The organism is Hyphomicrobium sp., assembly GCF_047600905.1.
Taxonomy (GTDB): domain Bacteria; phylum Pseudomonadota; class Alphaproteobacteria; order Rhizobiales; family Hyphomicrobiaceae; genus Hyphomicrobium_B.
The window spans coordinates 3,033,955-3,047,646 of the sequence record NZ_JASGKD010000001.1; the positions used below are offsets into that span (position 1 = coordinate 3,033,955).

At 60.8% G+C, this 13,692-nt stretch carries 16 protein-coding genes; 9 read left to right on the forward strand and 7 right to left on the reverse strand.

Annotation, left to right across the window (positions count from 1 at the left end; translation table 11 throughout):
- Positions 1–29: 29 nt before the first annotated feature.
- Complete coding sequence (locus QM780_RS14535; RefSeq protein WP_415071161.1) at positions 30–1,010, forward strand: sterol desaturase family protein; 981 nt, start codon at positions 30–32, stop codon at positions 1,008–1,010.
- Between the two features lie 259 nt (positions 1,011–1,269).
- On the opposite strand, the gene rho is transcribed toward QM780_RS14535, so the two are convergent.
- From rho to hemE, 3 genes are all read right to left on the reverse strand, one after another.
- Positions 1,270–2,535: a transcription termination factor Rho gene (gene rho / locus QM780_RS14540; RefSeq protein ID WP_415071162.1), complete on the reverse strand. Its 1,266-nt coding sequence runs from the start codon at positions 2,533–2,535 to the stop codon at positions 1,270–1,272.
- 205 nt (positions 2,536–2,740) lie between these two features.
- A complete protein-coding gene (gene hemJ / locus QM780_RS14545) occupies positions 2,741–3,268 on the reverse strand; it encodes a protoporphyrinogen oxidase HemJ (protein WP_415071163.1) in 528 nt (175 codons plus the stop codon).
- A 4-nt stretch (positions 3,269–3,272) separates the two neighbouring features.
- Positions 3,273–4,328 carry a uroporphyrinogen decarboxylase gene (gene hemE, locus QM780_RS14550; RefSeq protein WP_415071164.1) on the reverse strand — a complete coding sequence of 352 codons (1,056 nt, stop codon included), beginning with the start codon at positions 4,326–4,328 and terminating at the stop codon, positions 3,273–3,275.
- Positions 4,329–4,779: 451 nt separating this feature from the next.
- Here hemE and QM780_RS14555 point away from each other — a divergent pair, with 451 nt between their 5' ends.
- Genes QM780_RS14555 through dnaQ form a run of 5 tightly spaced genes read left to right on the forward strand, consistent with a single transcriptional unit; the run spans position 4,780 to position 8,401 of the window.
- Positions 4,780–5,631, forward strand: coding sequence for a pyruvate, water dikinase regulatory protein (locus tag QM780_RS14555; protein ID WP_415071165.1), 852 nt, complete (start codon positions 4,780–4,782; stop codon positions 5,629–5,631).
- A complete protein-coding gene (locus QM780_RS14560) occupies positions 5,624–6,235 on the forward strand; it encodes a Maf family nucleotide pyrophosphatase (RefSeq protein WP_415071166.1) in 612 nt (203 codons plus the stop codon). Before QM780_RS14555 ends, QM780_RS14560 begins: the two co-directional genes overlap by 8 nt.
- Positions 6,232–7,062 (forward strand): shikimate dehydrogenase, encoded by an 831-nt coding sequence (locus QM780_RS14565; RefSeq protein ID WP_415071167.1) that lies wholly within the window; start codon positions 6,232–6,234, stop codon positions 7,060–7,062. Before QM780_RS14560 ends, QM780_RS14565 begins: the two co-directional genes overlap by 4 nt.
- Positions 7,062–7,679 (forward strand): dephospho-CoA kinase, encoded by a 618-nt coding sequence (coaE, locus tag QM780_RS14570; protein ID WP_415072054.1) that lies wholly within the window; start codon positions 7,062–7,064, stop codon positions 7,677–7,679. Before QM780_RS14565 ends, coaE begins: the two co-directional genes overlap by 1 nt.
- A gap of 20 nt (positions 7,680–7,699) precedes the next feature.
- The gene (gene dnaQ / locus QM780_RS14575) at positions 7,700–8,401 is read left to right on the forward strand and encodes a DNA polymerase III subunit epsilon (RefSeq protein ID WP_415071168.1); all 702 of its coding nucleotides are present in this window, start codon (positions 7,700–7,702) and stop codon (positions 8,399–8,401) included.
- 31 nt (positions 8,402–8,432) lie between these two features.
- On the opposite strand, the gene secB is transcribed toward dnaQ, so the two are convergent.
- Positions 8,433–8,927, reverse strand: a complete 495-nt coding sequence (gene secB, locus QM780_RS14580) for a protein-export chaperone SecB (RefSeq protein WP_415071169.1) — start codon at positions 8,925–8,927, stop codon at positions 8,433–8,435.
- Positions 8,928–9,038: 111 nt separating this feature from the next.
- Positions 9,039–9,569, reverse strand: coding sequence for an FxsA family protein (locus tag QM780_RS14585; RefSeq protein ID WP_415071170.1), 531 nt, complete (start codon positions 9,567–9,569; stop codon positions 9,039–9,041).
- 290 nt (positions 9,570–9,859) lie between these two features.
- On the opposite strand from QM780_RS14585, the gene QM780_RS14590 reads away from it, so the two are divergent.
- The 3 genes from QM780_RS14590 to QM780_RS14600 all read left to right on the forward strand — a co-directional run bounded on the left by QM780_RS14590 (position 9,860) and on the right by QM780_RS14600 (position 12,648).
- A complete protein-coding gene (locus QM780_RS14590; protein WP_415071171.1) occupies positions 9,860–10,615 on the forward strand; it encodes a Tim44/TimA family putative adaptor protein in 756 nt (251 codons plus the stop codon).
- A 246-nt stretch (positions 10,616–10,861) separates the two neighbouring features.
- On the forward strand, positions 10,862–12,016 hold the full coding sequence (locus QM780_RS14595; protein WP_415071172.1) for a murein transglycosylase A: 1,155 nt from the start codon (positions 10,862–10,864) through the stop codon (positions 12,014–12,016).
- On the forward strand, positions 12,013–12,648 hold the full coding sequence (locus tag QM780_RS14600) for a Smr/MutS family protein (RefSeq protein ID WP_415071173.1): 636 nt from the start codon (positions 12,013–12,015) through the stop codon (positions 12,646–12,648). The genes QM780_RS14595 and QM780_RS14600 overlap by 4 nt, the downstream gene beginning before the upstream one ends.
- On the opposite strand, the gene QM780_RS14605 is transcribed toward QM780_RS14600, so the two are convergent.
- Complete coding sequence (locus tag QM780_RS14605; protein WP_415071174.1) at positions 12,645–13,157, reverse strand: hypothetical protein; 513 nt, start codon at positions 13,155–13,157, stop codon at positions 12,645–12,647. The two genes, QM780_RS14600 and QM780_RS14605, sit on opposite strands and share 4 nt — an antisense overlap.
- Positions 13,158–13,664: an RNA methyltransferase gene (locus QM780_RS14610; RefSeq protein WP_415071175.1), complete on the reverse strand. Its 507-nt coding sequence runs from the start codon at positions 13,662–13,664 to the stop codon at positions 13,158–13,160.
- Positions 13,665–13,692: the final 28 nt, after the last annotated feature.

A 13,692-nucleotide genomic window follows, 5' to 3' on the forward strand; every position in this document is an offset into this window, starting at 1 on the left:
TATAGAGGGTGCATAGAAAGGCAGCCCGAATGACTTTTTTGCGTGCGGTCGTCCGCTACGGCTACATCCCGTTCATGATGCTCGGCCTGACGAGCGTGGCCTATTGGATCGTGAGCCAGCTTGTCGTCGCCGAGGGTAAGACCTGGGCGTACGCGCTGATCTTCCCGCTGCTGATTGCTGCTTATGCAACTTCGCTCCTTGCCGAGCGGATCCTGCCGTACTTCCCGGAGTGGAACGACCACGACTCCCACGGCGACATGCTGACGAATACCGGCCATATCGCGCTTTACGAATTGGGCGCGATCAATGGCGTGCTGCTGATCCCGGTGATCTGCTGGCTGTTCCCGTTCCAGGGCCTGTGGCCGACGCACTGGCCGATGTGGGGCCAGGTGCTGATCGCGTTCCTGGTCGCCGATTTCGCGTTCATGTTCATGCACTACCTCAGCCATCGCCTGCCGTCGCTGTGGCGGCTGCATGCGGTGCATCACGGTGTCGGGCGGCTCTATGGCTATAACGGCGTCATCCGCCATCCGCTGCACCAGGCGATCGACATGATCGTCGGCAACATGCCGCTGGTGATCATCGGCATGCCGCCTTCGGTCGCCGTGGTGCTGGGCTTCGTCATCTCGGTGACGCTGATCGTGCAGCATTCGAACGTCGATGCGCGCGTCGGACCGCTGGAAAAGATCTTCGCGATTGGCCGCGTGCATCACCTGCATCACGTCAACTGGGGCACGGAAGGCGATTGCAACTTCGGGCTACTGTTGAATGTGTGGGACCGTCTGTTCGGGACCTATACCGAGAAGCTGTCGCGCGAAGTGACGTCGAAGGACATGGGTGTCGACGAGCTGCCGAACTTCCCGAAGAGCCTTTGGGAGCAGCTGATCCTGCCGTGGGTTTATGTGCCCGGCAAAGGCGAGCCGGAGCGCTACAAGAAGATGGCGGCAGCGGCCAAGGCCAAGACGCCGGCGCAGGAAGCCCGCGAGCAGGTTCTGCACGCGGCGGAGTAAGCTCTTTGAGTGCAGGCGCCCCCGCACCCAGACAACGATCTACAAAATCGCAGCCGATGCCTGCATGGATCCCGGCCTCCGCCGGGATGACGGTGAGAATAGATCGCGGCTAAGGACGGTCGTTTTCACGTGAATCAGTTGTAGACGCGACAGCTTTGCTGTCATCCTCGGGTTCGTCCCGAGGATCCGTTCTTCATCCGGAAAGCAGGCCGATCAGTCCTCGGCATAAAGCCGAGGATGACATTCGGTCGGACGAGCCTCAGGTGTTCATCGACTGGAAGAACTCGCCGTTGGTCTTGGTCGAGCGCAGCTTGTCGATGAGGAACTCGATGCCATCCATCGTCCCCATCGGGTTCAAGATGCGGCGAAGCACGTAGACCTTCTTGAGCTGGTCCTTCGGAATGAGCAGGTCTTCCTTGCGGGTGCCCGAGCGGGCGACGTCGATCGCCGGGAAGACGCGCTTGTCGGAGACCTTGCGGTCGAGGATGATTTCCGAGTTACCGGTGCCCTTGAACTCTTCGAAGATGACTTCATCCATGCGCGACCCGGTATCGACCAGCGCCGTCGCGATGATGGTCAGCGAGCCGCCTTCCTCGATGTTGCGGGCCGCACCGAAGAAACGTTTCGGGCGCTGCAGGGCGTTGGAATCGACGCCGCCGGTCAGAACCTTGCCGGATGACGGCACAACCGTGTTGTAGGCGCGGCCCAGACGCGTGATCGAATCCAGAAGAATGATGACGTCCCTCTTATGCTCAACGAGACGCTTAGCCTTCTCGATGACCATTTCCGAGACTTGGACGTGGCGCGAGGGCGGCTCGTCGAACGTCGAAGAGATGACCTCGCCTTTCACCGAGCGCTGCATGTCGGTGACTTCTTCCGGGCGTTCGTCGATCAGGAGAACGATCAGGTAGCATTCGGGATGATTGACGGAGATCGAATGGGCGATGTTCTGCAAGAGAACCGTCTTACCGGTTCTGGGCGGCGCCACGATCAATCCGCGCTGGCCTTTGCCGATGGGCGAGACGATGTCGATGACGCGGGGCGACAGGTCCTTGATGGTCGGGTCTTCGATTTCGAGCTTCAGCCACTTGGTCGGATAGAGCGGCGTCAGGTTGTCGAAGTGGCTCTTGTGCTTCGTCTTCTCGGGGTCTTCGAAATTGATGTTCGAGACTTTGAGCAGGGCGAAGTAGCGTTCGCCGTCTTTCGGCGAGCGGATCTGACCTTCGACGGTGTCGCCGGTGCGAAGCGCAAAACGGCGGATCTGCGATGGTGAAACGTAGATGTCGTCGGGACCGGGAAGGTAGTTGGCTTCCGGCGATCTCAGGAAGCCGAAGCCGTCCTGCAGAACTTCGACGACACCCGTCGCGGTGATTTCGGTCTCTTGGGTCGCGAGCTGTTTCAGCGTCGCGAACATCAGTTCCTGCTTGCGCAAGGTCGAGGCATTCTCGACACCGGCCTCTTCGGCGAAGGTGACGAGCTCGGCGGGAGACTTCCGCTTCAAGTCCTCGAGCTTCATTTGTTTCATTGAAAAAGAACTCCACGGAGCGCCGCATATCAGCGGCATCGGGTGGTGAGGTGGGGTGAATTAGCCTGGCATAACGGCGACGAGGCGGGCGCCCCGTCATAGACCCAGCGAGCGTTGACGTATCGAAACGTCGAAACGTGCCGTCTGCCAAAATCCTTATGAGGACTTCATTCCTATAGCAGATCGGCGGCGGCGTGAAAAGGCGTCAAAAAGGCTTTACAATCACAAGGATGACAATGCCGATCATCAGCACGGTCGGGATCTCGTTGACGATTCGCCAATGTCGGGCAGGCTTCGTGTTCCGGTCGTCGTGGAAGGCTCGGGTCGCTGCGGACAGATAGCCATGCAACCCGGACATCGCAAGGACGAGCGCCAACTTTAAATGAAACCAGGGGGCTGCCCAGAAGCCGCCCTGCCAAGCGAGCCAAAGGCCCAGTACCCACGTCACGTTCATCGCAGGAGTGGTGATGATGTTGAGAAGGCGCGCCTCCATCACCTTGAAAGTCTCAGACTGAGGAGAACCTATTGGAACGTCGGCGTGATAGACGAAAAGGCGCGGCAGATAGAGCATGCCGGCCATCCACGAGATGACGGCGATGATGTGAAAGGCCTTGATCCAGGGATAAGCGCCGTCGCCGAGCATCAGCGTCAAGATTGCAACGGCAATGGCCGCGATTGCCGGGGCGCCAACGATCCGCACGATGGCCGGCGTGGTCTCGAACTGATCCGACATGCATTCAGCTCCGCGGCGCGCGCACGCGCGTAACAAGGCGCGCGACATTTTCAGGCGGCGTTTCCGGCACGATGCCGTGGCCGAGGTTGAACACGAACGGCAGGCCCGTCATCGCGGCGCAGATGGCGTCGGTGCGTTTATCCAACGCTTCGCCGCCGGCGACGAGCAGAAGCGGATCGAGATTGCCCTGAACGGCTTTGCCCGTTCTTGCGATCGCCTGCATCACCTGCAGCGGACAGGAGGTGTCGCAGCTGACGCCATCGACGTCGGTTCCGTCGATGTAGGTTTTGAGAAGTGCGGAGGCGCCGCGCGGAAATCCGATCACTGGAATATCGGCATGGCGCTTGCGGATTTCTTTGACGATGCGCGCCGTCGGCGCAATGACCCAGCGCGCGAATTGATCGTCTGCGAGACTGCCGGCCCAGCTGTCGAAAATCTGGATGGCTTCGGCGCCAGCTTCAATCTGGGCTGAGAGATAGGCGACAGAGGCTTCGGTCAGAATGTCGATGAGGGCGGAAAAACCGGCAGGATCGCGATAAGCCCAACTGCGCGCCGCCGCCTGATCGGACGAGCCTTTGCCCTCGGCCATGTATGTCGCGACGGTCCATGGTGCTCCACAAAATCCGATCAAAGCCGTTTCACGCGGCAACGATTTGCTCAGCCGATCGACGGTTTCGCAAACGCGCGCAAATTTGTCGTGTGTGTTCGATAGGGCGAGTCGGGAGAGGTCGGCAACGGATTTCAACGGATCAAGACGCGGGCCTTCGCCTTCGGCGAAGCGAACCGATTGGCCCAACGCATCCGGCACGACGAGAATATCGGAAAACAGGATCGCGGCATCGAAGCCGTAACGGCGGATCGGCTGCAGCGTTACTTCGGCGGCGAGCTTGGGCGAATAGCACAGATCGAGGAAGCTGCCGGCCTCGGCTCGGACTTTGCGATATTCCGGCAGGTAGCGGCCGGCCTGGCGCATTAGCCAGATGGGAGGGGGTGAGACGGCCTTGCGTGCAAACGGTTGCAGAAAGCGCTTTGTGAGCTGATCGGTTTTCAGGTCCTGCACCGTCGAACTTCCCTTCACTTCAAATCAGATAAGTTTTCTTGAAGGTTATTTTTTTGACTCTTAGGCCAGGGGGCATCGGGGATCATGCAAAAGTCCACAGACGCTCCACAGGCTATGCAGTCGCCGGATCGTGTAGCACGAGCCGTAGCGTTTGTAGCGCGGGGCACGCAATAGGGTCGCAAGTGCACCGTTAATCAAGGGCTTGCGGCCGATATGCGCCGTCAACTCGAGAGCACGTCCTGTTAAGAACGGTGAGACAAGTCGCGGAGAAGAAGGTTGTTCCTTTGGACGGCCATGTGCTGAACAACATCTTTCCCTTTTGCCAGGATGTGGGTATCGCCGTGGGCTGGGGGATGGTTGTTCTCTCAACCTTGGGCCGATCCACCGGCCCTGGGGGTAACTTCGAAGTTTTGAACATGCCGCCGCGCGTCCCGCGCAAGAGATATTCGCCATGACGCTGCCTTCGCTCTTTCACATGCACCTCGTCTCGGATTCGACGGGCGAAACGTTGGCGGCGATCGCGAAAGCGGCAACCGTGCAGTATCAGAACATTCGCGCCATCGAGCATGTTCACCCGCTCGTCAGAACGCAGCGGCAACTGAAGCGCGTGCTGGTCGATATCGAGCATGAACCGGGAATCGTTCTTTATACGATCGTCAACACCGCTCTTGCCGTCGAACTTGAAGAGCATTGCCAGCGGCTGAAAATTCCCTGCCTTGCGGTGCTGCAGCCGATCATGAAGATCTTCGAGAGCTATCTGGGCGCGCCGTCGACGCCGACGGTCGCTGGTCAGCATGTGCTCGACGCCGATTATTTTCGCCGCATCGATGCGATGAATTTCACGATGGCGCACGACGACGGCCGCCTGCCCGACAACCTCAGCGACGCCGACATCGTGCTGCTCGGAATTTCGCGCACGTCGAAGACTCCAACGTCGCTCTATCTGGCGCAGCGCGGATACAAGACGACGAACCTGCCGCTGGTGCCGCAAGTGCCGCTGCCGGAGCAGCTTCTGCACCCGCATACGGCGTTCGTCGTTTGCCTGATTGCCAATGTCGATCGCATCGCCGACGTCCGGCGCAATCGCGCGATCCTGATGGCCGATCGCGATCTCGAAACCTACGTCGATCGCGATACGATTTCGGCCGAGATCGCCTACACGCGCAAGCTCGCGGCACAGCACGGCTGGCCGATCATCGACGTGACGCGGCGCTCGATCGAGGAATCGGCGACGATGATCCTGAAGCTGTTGCAGGACAGGAAGTCCGGAACGGGCGCGGAGGCGGAGCCGAGCAATGCCTGAGACGACGCGGCTTGTGCTCGCATCGGGAAGCGCGGCACGCAAGGCACTGCTGGAAGCGGCCGGATTGGCCTTCGACGTGATCCCGGCCAACATCGACGAAGAAGCCATCCGCAACGACATCCTTGAAAAGACATCGGGTGCGGAAGCCGGCGACATCGCGAGCGTGCTGGCGGCGGAAAAAGCCCGCGTCGTGTCGGTGCTCCATCCCTCAGCGCTGGTGATCGGCGCCGACCAGGTGCTCGTTCTCGGCGGCAAGATCTTTTCGAAAGCGCAGACGCTCAAGGAAGCGCGCGAGCATCTCACCATGCTGAGGGGCCGCACGCATGATCTCGTTTCTGCCGTGGCGCTGGCGCGGAATGGAAACGTGCATTGGCAGAGGGCCGCGATGGCCGGAATGTCGGTGCGCGATTTTTCCGATGAGTTCCTCGGCACCTATCTCGAACGCATGGGCGCGAGGGCGCTCGCGAGCGTCGGGTGCTACGAACTCGAAGGGGAGGGTGTGCAACTGTTCGAACGGATCGAGGGCGATTATTTCACCATCCTCGGCATTCCGCTGCTGCCTTTGCTTCAGCGGCTGCGCGACGAAGAGATGATCACGGCATGAAGCGGGCGTGTGTCATCGGCTGGCCGATCGCGCATTCGCGCTCGCCCCTGATCCATGGCTATTGGCTGCGCAAATACGGGATCGACGGCAGCTATACGAAAGAGCCGGTGCGGCCGGAGGATCTGTCGGAATTTCTGTCGACGCTGCAGAAGCGCGGCTTTTCCGGGTGCAACGTCACGGTTCCGCATAAAGAAGCGGCATTTGCCGCGGCCAAAGCTCGTGCGCCTTCGGCAATCGCGGTGGGCGCCGCCAATACGCTTTGGTTCGAGGACGGCCAACTCGCGTGCGCCAACACCGACACCTACGGCTTTATCGCGAACCTCGATCAGAAGGCGCCTGAATGGCGAAGCATCTCCGGTCCGGCGTTGGTGCTTGGATCGGGCGGCTCGGCGCGTGCTGTCGTTCACGGGTTGCTGGACAGTGGACGGACGGACGTTCGCGTTTTCAATCGCACGCTCGAGCGGGCGGAGGATATCGCGCGGCACTTCGGCGCACACGTATCGGCTTGGGCCTGGAGCGACCGCAACGCGCATGTCGCCGGCGCGGCACTTATCGTTAATACAACGACGCTCGGAATGAACGGTGTCGGCGATCCGGGTATCGACTTTAACCACGCGAGCAAGAAAACGATCGTTACGGATCTCGTTTACGTCCCGTTGGAAACTGCGCTCCTAAGGTCGGTCCGCACGCATGGATTGGTGGGGGTCGATGGTCTCGGCATGCTGCTGCATCAGGCTGTTCCCGGATTCGAAAAGTGGTTCGGAATTCGGCCTGAGGTTTGTTCCGAGCTTTATGACCTCGTTGCTGAGAACATTCGCGGATCATGATGCTAATCGTTGGATTGACCGGGTCGATCGGTATGGGCAAATCGACCGCGGCGGCACGTTTTCGCGCGCGGGGCATCGGCGTTTTCGACGCTGACGCCGAAGTGCACCGACTTTATGCCGGTCCGTTGGCCGAGGAGATCGAGCGGGCCTTTCCCGGATCGCTGACAGAAGGCGCGGTCGATCGCGGCAAGCTCGCCGAGCATGTCATTCGATCGCCGCACCGGTTCAAGGAACTCGAAGCGATCGTGCATCCGCGCGTTCACGCTGCAGAGCGGGCGTTCCTGCAAGCCGAGCAGGCGAACGGCGCGTCGCTGGCGGTGCTTGAAATTCCGCTCTTCCTTGAAGGCGGACGCGACGAGCATGTCGATGCGATCGTGGTGGTGACGGCATCGCCGGAGATTCAAAGAGAGCGCGTTCTCAGCCGCGCCGGCATGACGGAAGAAAAGTTCAAGGCAATCGTTGCCCGCCAAATTACGGAAGCGGAAAAGAAAGTGCGCGCCGATTTCGTTGTGGACACGAGCGGATCGATTGAAAGCTGCAACAGCCAAATCGACGTCATCATCGCTAAACTTCCGGCCTTGAGCGCCACGGCTTACGAGGAATTCTGGCGCGACTAACGAGGGCGCGGGGAACAGCGATGCGCGAGATCGTATTCGACACCGAAACGACGGGGCTTGATCCGAAAACCGGGCACCGTCTGATCGAATTCGGCGGCGTCGAGATGATCAACCGGATTCCGACGGGACGGGAATTCCATCGTTTCATCAATCCGCAGCGCGACGTGCCGCGAGAGGCGCAGGAAATCCACGGCATCACGACCGAATCCCTGATCGGCAAGCCGCTTTTCAAGGACGTCGTGCAAGAGCTGCTCGAATTTCTGGGCGACGATGTTCTCGTCGCGCACAACGCCCAGTTCGATATCACGTTCATCAACTATGAGCTGCAGCTCGTCGGGCAAAAGCCGATCAGCTTCGATCGCGTCGTCGATACGCTCGCGATCGCGCGGCGGAAGCATCCGGCCGGGCCGAACACGCTCGATGCGCTGTGCAAACGTTATTTCATCGATAATTCCCAGCGCACCAAGCACGGCGCGTTGGTCGACAGCTGGCTGCTGGCGGAAGTCTATGTCGAACTGCTGGGTGAGCGGCAGGCGACATTCGGGCTGCAAACGAACGGTGCGAAGTCAGCGACCGAGCGGAGGGCTGGCGCCGGCCGCACGATCGGATTGCAGCGACCGGAGCCGCTGCCGTCGCGCATTGCCGACGCTGATGTCGAAGCGCACAAGGCATTCGTCGAGTTCGATGAAGACACCGGCGCTGTGGATCAGCTTCTGGGATAAATCGACGGCCTGATAATTCCGGGCTCGCGACTTAAGCGACGGATTTTCCGGCTTGTTGCGCCTGCTGGCGCTGACGCTGCATGTAAAGTCCGCCGAAATCGATCGGATCGAGAAGCAGCGGTGGGAAGCCGCCTTCGCGCGTGATGTCGGCAACGAGGCGGCGCAGGAACGGGAAAATCATCGCCGGTCCGGAGATCAAGAGGAACGGCTCGAGTGCGCCTTCCGGAATGCTTTCGATTTTCAACAGCCCGGCATAGATCGTCTCGAGGACGTAAATCGTGCCGAGGTTGTTCGTGGCGGTGGCTTTGAAGGCGATCGAGGTTTCGTAGAGATCGCTCTCGATGTGCTGGGCGCCGACGTTGACCTCGACCTGAATGCTCGGCTGAGTGCCGGCGCCGGAGATGAGCTTATGGACGTTCGGATTTTCGAACGAAAGATCCTTGATGTACTGATTGACGATCTTGGCCTGGATCGGGACCTGGGCGCCTGCTGCGGCACCGTTTCCGTTGCTGTCCTTGTCGGCCATGACCGTCCCTTCAAAGTCTCATGTTGTGCGAAGCTTTTTGTGGCGGGTCGCTAGCACGTCAATCCGGCAGGCGCAATGGAGCGGGTTCCCGCCCGACCGGTGATAATGTGCTTACGAACGGGAGCGGCGCGGCTGTACGGCGCGGCCGGCCCGCAGCGGCCGCTCGCTGACGCGTTCGTATTCGCCTTCGATGATGACGCCTTCGGCTTCCGCGGGCGGAACGTCAGGCGCGGCGCGAAAGGTCTCGCGGCTGACCTCAGCCTGATAATGAAACAGCGAGACGAGTTTCAGAAGGCCGGTGCGGATAACAAGGAGCCGCACCTGAGGCACCAAAAGAATGAGCCCGAAGATATCGGAAATGACGCCGGGAAAGATCAGAAGCAGGCCGGCCAGAACCTGCAGGAATCCATCGAACAGGGGAGAGAATCCCTCGCGATCCGATCCGAGCCGCGAAAGCGCCCTTTCGAAGACCGACATTCCGACGCGACGGATGACGAAGGTGCCGAGAATGACCGTGCCGATGATGATGGCGGCGAGCCACCAGATGCCGATGAGCTGCCCAAGCCGGATCAACAGCCCGATTTCCAGCAATGGAAGGGCTGCGAACGCAAGGATCAGGGCAATTTTCAAAGGTTGAGACATTTACTCTTGCCAAACTGTCGCGGCACCTTAGCGTGGTTGCATGTCGCCAGCCACTCACCTTGCAGATGTTGGATCGGGCGTTTCAACACTTTTCACATGTCCTGGTCGGATAAGCTCGCAGGCTAGTTTCGGGCGCAATCGGCCGGAAGATGGGCGGAAGACGCGGAAATCTTAAGGTGCTATAGCACTGTCTTCAAATCGTCCGTCCGCGGGACTAGATACACTGGCAGGATAACGGGTGGTCCTCTGCCATTTTCACCCAGGCTTCACCGGAGGCGCCGACCTTTAGAATGTACGGTCAATTCGATCTTATCACACTGATTGCTCTCATCGTTGCCGTTGCGGCGATCATCAAGCTCAGGAGCGTGCTTGGCCAGCGCACCGACGAAGACGAGCAGCGCGTCGAGCGGCTGAAAACGCGCGAGCGCGAAGCGGCGCAGCGGCCGGCGACCGAAACCGCGTCGGCGGATGTCATCTCGATGCCGCGTCGCGATCGCGAGCCGGTGCCGGCTGCTCCGGCGGCGGAAGTGGCGGGGCCGAGCGTCGAAGCGAAGATTCGCGCCTATCCGGTGCAGGACCCGGCGGTTACCGCCGGGCTGCTCGATATTGCCAAGTTTGATCCGGCGCTCGATCCCGACACATTCATCGCGGGCGCTGGGCGCGCCTACGAGATGATCGTTTCGGCTTTCGCCGAGGGCAATCGCCGGGCGTTGAAAGATCTTTTGAGCAAAGAGGTCTACGACGGCTTCACGTCCGCCATCGCTGATCGCGAGGCGCGGGGCGAGACGATCGAGCAGCAGTTCGTCGGCATCAAGAAGGCCGATATCATCGAAGCCGAGGTGAAGAACGGCACGGCATTCGTGACCGTCCGCTTCGTGAGCGAACTCATCTCGGCGACGCACGACAAGTCTGGCCAGGTTATCTCGGGTGACGCCCAAAGGATCAAAGACGTCACCGATATCTGGACCTTCAGCCGCGATATCTCGACGGCCAAGGCGCGCAGCAATCCGAACTGGCGGCTGGTTGCAACACAGGCGCCGAATTAAGCTGCGGTTAATCAGGAAATGTTTTCCTGGCGGCTTCGACGCCCGCTATAAATTGCTGATGTAAAGCGTAGGTCGGGCACCGGGGGGCGCCTTTTGACCAGGTGTGCGTATCACCCGAGATCCTGGCGGGCCGGCCATTGCGTGGCGCTGGCCCTCGCGTCGTTTCTGTTGCAAATTTCGATCATATGCGGGCCGGCTCCGGCCGCCGCCGACTCCAGCGCTTCTCAGGGAAAAGCTCCGCCTGTCATGGCGCCCAGTGCCGTCACGTTCGAGCCAGTGGCTTTCAGCGATCTCCCGGGCTGGAACGAGGATGATCATCTGGCGGCGTGGAAGGCTTTTCTGGCATCGTGCAAGCCGATCTTGAGAGCTGCGGCGGCCAAGCCGGACAACGCAGGCTCGCCTCAAGCGCTCGTCGATATCTGCGGGCGCGCCGTTACGATGGCGAAATCAAAATCGATCCGGACGCGCAACGAGGCGCGGCAGTTCTTCGAAGCGAATTTCCGACCGCATCACATTTCCGGCGGCGATCCGCAAGGGCTCCTGACCGGCTACTACGAGCCGCTGGTCAAAGGTTCGCGCACGCCGACTAAAACCTTCAAGGTGCCGATCTATCGCCGGCCGCCGGATCTCGTGAACGTGGTGGCGGAGAGCGAGCGCGGGGCGAAATCGGGTTCGTTCACGCATCAGCGCAAGACCGAACGGGGCCTTGAGCCCTATCTGACGCGCGAAGAGATCGAGCAGGGCGGGCTCGCGGGGCATGGGCTCGAGCTTCTCTATCTCAAGGATCCGGTCGACGTCTTTTTCATGCAGGTCCAGGGCTCGGGCCGCATTCAACTGCCGGACGGAGAAAAGATCCGTGTCACCTACGATGGTAAGAACGGTTACCCCTATACCTCGGTCGGAAAAGTGCTGATCGCGGACGGGCACCTCACTGCCGAAGAGATGTCGCTCAAGTCGCTGAAAGGCTGGCTCAAGGCCGACAAGGAGCGCGCGAAACCGGTGCTGTGGAAGAACAAGTCCTACGTGTTCTTTCGCGAGCTTTCGGGCGAGGAAGCGAATGGCCCGATGGGCGTCATGGGTATTCCGCTGCAGACGGGGCGGAGCTTGGCGGTCGATACGAGTTACTATTCGATCGGTACGCCGATCTATGTCGACGCTCCGGAAATCAAACACGCAACGAAATCGGGTGCCTTCCGCCGGTTGATGGTGGCGCAGGATGTCGGCTCGGCCATCAAGGGCACGGAGCGCGGCGACATCTATTTTGGTTCCGGCGATGAAGCAGGCCGCATTGCCGGGTGCACCAAGCATCCAGGCCATCTCTATGCGTTGTTGCCAGTCGAAGACGAAAGTGGCGGCATCGCCGTTGTTCCGGACCCGAAGACGGCGAGCATGAATCCGTGAAGAAGCCGCACGGGCAGGGCAGCGCCAAAAAAGGCGGATCGGGCCGGGACGATGATCACGAGGTCTGGGAATATGCGGCGGCGACGGTCGAGCCGCTGAAGCGCGCCAAGGGCCGCTTTCATCCGGCGAGCGATGCGGTGAAGTCCGCGCCTTCAAAGCCGAAGGTTGCAGGCGGCGCCGAGCCTCCGACGGTCAAGCATCGGGCCGCTGCGGCAGCGCCGCCGATTTCGGCCGCAAAACCGGCGCGCGCGACGGCACCGGACCTTGCCGGGTTCGATCGCAACAGCGCGCGAAAAATTCGTGGTGGGCGGCTCGAAATCGAAGCCCGCGTCGATCTTCACGGCATGCGCCAGCACGAAGCGCATGCGGCACTCAAACGTTTTCTTCTGAGCTGCCAGAGCCGCGGCCTGCGCTACGTTCTGATCATCACCGGCAAAGGCAAGGCCATCGGCTTGCAGGCGTCTCATATCGGGGAAGCGGATCGCGAGCGCGGGATTTTGAAGCGAAACGTTCCGCGCTGGCTCGAAGAGCCGGATCTGAGGGCGGTTGTCGTCAGCTTCACGACGGCGGCGATCCAGCATGGCGGCGAAGGCGCGATCTACGTGCATCTTCGTTCGAAAAATCGCAGCTAGAAGCAGGTGTCCTGCAACTTCTGAAGCGCCTGGCCGATGCCGTTCAGGGAATAGGTGTCGGTGATTGGCGGGCCGCTGTCGGGGGAAGCGGCGATCGACATCGATGCGCCCTTGCGCATGGCCTCGACGAGTTTCAGCTCGCGCGTCGAATCGGAGACGTAGACGCGATCGCCGGAACCAAAAAGCCGGAAGTTCGAAGGGCTGACGATCGCGGTGCCCGGCGTGCCCTTCTTGATGCGAAAGCCCATGCGGAAGGAAACTTCGGCGCGGATGCCGTCCTTGGGCCACGCGGAGATATAGGCGCGGGGCGATTGGCGCTGGGCGTCGTTCGGCTGGCTCGATTTCGGTTCGCTGGTGACGAAGCAGAAAAGGTGCGGCGTGTTCGCGTCGGTCATCAGCGACCAGTCGCCATAGGTGCCGGCGAGCGTGACCTGCTCGGCTGCGCGGGCCGTGCAGGGTGCTGCGAGGGCGCAGATCAGGACCGCCAAGATGTTCGACGCACTGCGCATTCAGGGCCCCCCTTCGCCGATCGGACGATCGGCGAACCGCGCCAGCGATTTGATACGGTCATACATCACGATTGCACCTGCCATCGCGACATTGACGCAAAAGGCTGTCGGGATCTTGACGACGTAGTCGCAGCGTTCAAGGAGGGGCTCTGACAATGAGCCTAGCTCCGGGCCGAGCACATAGGCCGCCCGCAGCGGATGGCGAAAGCTCGGCAAGTCGACCGCGTCGTCGAGAAGCTCGATGCCGACGAGCTTGCAGCCTCCGGGCAACGCCATGTCGTCAAGGCTCGCCCAGTTGTAATGGGGCAGATGAAGCTGGCTTTTCGACGTATCGGCATGGGCTTCGACGGCCTTGTAGGTGGCGCCGACGGTGAAGGTGAATGCCGCGCCGAATGCGTGCGCCGACCGCATCAGGTTGCCGAGGTTCAGCGACTTCGACATGCGCTCGGCGCCGATGGCGAAATAACCCTTCGGATGCGGCGGCCATGTGGTCGCTTTTCTTGACATTCGGTTCCGCTCGTGTGTGTCAGAGGTC